General features: G+C 49.7%; 4 protein-coding genes. All 4 read left to right on the plus strand.

Annotated features, from left to right (window positions below; translation table 11 throughout):
- Positions 1–235: EamA family transporter (locus Q3886_RS09550; RefSeq protein ID WP_301861218.1), on the plus strand; the 235-nt coding region annotated here is incomplete at its 5' end.
- Between the two features lie 169 nt (positions 236–404).
- Complete coding sequence (locus Q3886_RS09555) at positions 405–773, plus strand: YraN family protein (protein ID WP_301861219.1); 369 nt, start codon at positions 405–407, stop codon at positions 771–773.
- 12 nt (positions 774–785) lie between these two features.
- Positions 786–2,306 (plus strand): YifB family Mg chelatase-like AAA ATPase, encoded by a 1,521-nt coding sequence (locus Q3886_RS09560; protein WP_301861220.1) that lies wholly within the window; start codon positions 786–788, stop codon positions 2,304–2,306.
- 4 nt (positions 2,307–2,310) lie between these two features.
- Positions 2,311–3,405 (plus strand): DNA-processing protein DprA, encoded by a 1,095-nt coding sequence (dprA, locus tag Q3886_RS09565; protein WP_301861221.1) that lies wholly within the window; start codon positions 2,311–2,313, stop codon positions 3,403–3,405.
- Positions 3,406–3,445: the final 40 nt, after the last annotated feature.

Consider the following 3,445-nt stretch of genomic DNA (forward strand, 5'->3'; position numbering starts at 1 on the left):
GCCCAAGCCCCTGTTTTTCATTATTCTGAGCGGAATAGCCGGTGCCAGTTCATGGCTCTTTTATTTTATGGCACTGAAAACAGGCCCTGTATCACAAGTAGCGCCTATTGATAAGTTAAGCGTCGTCCTGTCTGTTCTATTTGCTGTTGTGTTTTTAGGTGAACATGTCAGTCTCGTGCACGGAATAGCCATTGCATGTATTGCTATAGGCGGACTCCTCCTGGTAGTATTTTAATCTGTTCTGTCAATATACAGAATTATAGCAATGCCGTTTCCCCTCTATAGAGAAATATTTCTTTATAGAGGGATTTTTGCGTAAACTTAATGTATCTTTAACGGCTTTCTCATCTTATTTTTATCTATCTCTGCTATGCTGACAGTATCTTACATGAAGGAGTACGAATATGGATGATAAGGTATTGGGACAGGCTGGTGAATTGGCGGCTTGTGATTATCTGGCCTGCCAGAAACAAATGCAAATACTTACGCGGAATTACCGAAGCCGTACCGGCGAAATCGATATTATTGCCAGAGATAATGACACACTGGTGTTTATTGAGGTTAAGACACGGCGATCCTGCCGGCATGGACAGCCCTGTGAAGCTGTTTCCAGGCGCAAGCAGCAGAAAATCATTCATGCTGCTATGTCATATTTATCCCGCCATAACATTTGGGATTTCCCCTGTCGGTTCGACGTGATTGAAGTCATGCCATCAGCATCAGGACAATTTCACATTCATCATATTCGGCACGCCTTTTCTCTTTCTCCTTAGGAGTGTATCTATATGTTTGCGCGAATATACGGAGCCACTATATTGGGACTGCAAGGCAATATTATTACGGTAGAAACGGATATTGCCAATGGTTTGCCAGCCTTTGAAATCGTTGGGCTGGCAGCAACGTCGGTAAAAGAATCAAAAGAGCGGGTTCGGTCAGCTATGAAAAACAGCGGCTATGAATTCCCCATGCGGCGCATTACAGTCAACCTGGCACCGGCAGATCTGAAAAAAGACAGTGCCGGTCTGGATGCCGCTATTGCAATGGGAATTATGGTATCGAGCGGACAAATTTCTCCTGCCCAATGTGAGCATACCTTATTCATTGGAGAACTGGCCCTGGACGGAGCGGTACGGCCAGTTACGGGGATATTGCCCATGTTGCTGCAGGGAATTGCCGAAGGCTTCCACACCTGCTTTGTCTGTCAGGAAAATACGGCTGAAGCACTGCTGTGTCAGGGAATGACTATTTATACTGTTTCTTCCCTGTCCGAAATGATGGGACATTTGACGGGAACGGCTCGTCTTTCCCCTTCTTCAGCTGCAGCTGCCAGCCCGCTGACTTCGGCCTATACAGTAGATTTTGCTGAAGTACAGGGACAGTTTACAGCCAAACGGGCCTTGGAAATCGCCGCTGCCGGCGGTCATAATATGCTGCTTACAGGTCCGCCGGGAGCGGGAAAAACGATGCTGGCCAAACGAATTCCGACGATTCTGCCGCCTATGAATATGCAGGAATCACTGGAAGTAACCAAGATCTACAGTGTGGCCGGCTTATTTCAGCAGGCACAGCTGGTAACGGAACGGCCTTTTCGCAGTCCTCATCACACTATTTCCACTGCCGGTTTGATTGGCGGCGGATCGATTCCCCGGCCTGGTGAAGTCACGCTGAGTCATAATGGCGTTCTGTTTCTGGATGAACTGCCGGAATTTCCCCGCTCTGTCCTGGAAGTCCTGCGGCAGCCGCTGGAAGACGGGGCCGTGCACATTTCCCGTGTCAATGCATCATTGTCATATCCTTCTCGATTCATGCTGATTGCTTCCATGAATCCCTGTCCCTGTGGATTTTTTGGCAGTCATGACAATCGAAATTGTACCTGTACAACCAGTGAGATCCGCCGGTATAACCGTAAGATTTCCGGCCCCCTTCTGGATCGAATTGATCTGCATGTTCCTGTCGAGCGGCCAAAGTATCAGGAATTGGTTACAGAAATACCACAGGAATCGTCAGCTCAGATCCGCAGCCGCGTCGTAGCGGCCCGGGAAAGACAGGAATCTCGGCTGCATGTATACGGAATTTGCTGCAATGCCCATATGGGACATCGGGAAATTCGCCAGACCTGTCCCATGACGGGAGAAGCCCGGGAATTGCTTCGCAATGTATTTGATACGCTTCACCTCAGTGCCCGCAGCTATGACCGAACGATCAAAGTAGCCCGTACGATTGCCGATCTTTCCCAGGAGGAAGTCATTACGGATACGCATATTGCCGAAGCCGTCAGTTATCGGCATACGGAACAAAGGATGTGATACAATGTCTGTTTTTCCCGAACGCCTGTATGCTGCAGCCCTGGCATCACTGCCGTTTCTCGGCCATCGCAGTATTCGTACCCTTGTCGCACATTTTGGATCAGCCGAGGCAGTGTGGAAGCAACCGGCAGATACCCTGCAACAGGCTGTTCCTCTGTCGGAAAAAGCTTATCGTTCTCTGCAGCGATACCGAAGTGATTACGATTGGGACAGGCAGCTGCAGCAGCTGTCCCGGCATCAGACGAAGCTCATCTCTCTATGGGATGAAGACTATCCGCCTGCTTTGAAACTGACCTATAATCCGCCTGTTGTCTTATACTATCAGGGAGTGCTGCAGGATATGACCAAGTCTGCTGCCGTTGTAGGCGCCAGAAAAGCAACGCCTTATGGGCGAAACGTAACGCAGACCCTGGCAGAGAACATGGCGATGCACGATATTGCCGTCATCAGCGGCGGGGCCAGAGGAATCGATGCCAAAGCCCATACTGGGGCCCTTGCTCAGTCGGGATATACAGTTGCTGTCGTAGCAAATGGTCTTGATATCTGTTATCCGCCGGAACATAAAAGCCTGTTTCAGGAAATTGTTGAAAAAGGCGGTGCTGTTGTCAGTGAATATACCTTCGGCATGAAGCCGCTGGCTATCAATTTTCCAGCCCGCAACCGCATTATTGCCGGACTGGGCCGCTGTGTCGTCATCGTAGAGGCTGCGTTGCGCAGCGGATCGTTGATTACTGCTGATTTTGCTCTGGAAGAAGGACGCGATGTCTTTTCCATACCTGGCAGCGTGTATTCCGAACAAAGCCGGGGAACCAATGCGCTGCTGCGCAAAGGGGCCATTCCGCTGACCGGCATTGACGATTTACTGGAAGAATATGGCTGGAACAGGAGCCCTGCCAAAAAAGCACCTCCCAAAATGATGAATCTGACGTTACTGGAAACGACCGTCCTGGACTGCCTGACCTGTGACGAAGGCCGTTCCCGTGAAGATATTACCCTGCAGACCCAGCTTCTGCCGGCTCAGATAGCGCCTCTGCTGTTACGGCTCCAGTTATTAGGACTGATTGAGGAACTGCCTGGATCTTTATATATCAAAAGATAATAAGAAAACGGACCTCCCCGTTGTTAGACCAACTATCTAA

The sequence above is a fragment of the uncultured Megasphaera sp. genome (assembly GCF_958350005.1).
Lineage (GTDB): Bacteria > Bacillota > Negativicutes > Veillonellales > Megasphaeraceae > Megasphaera.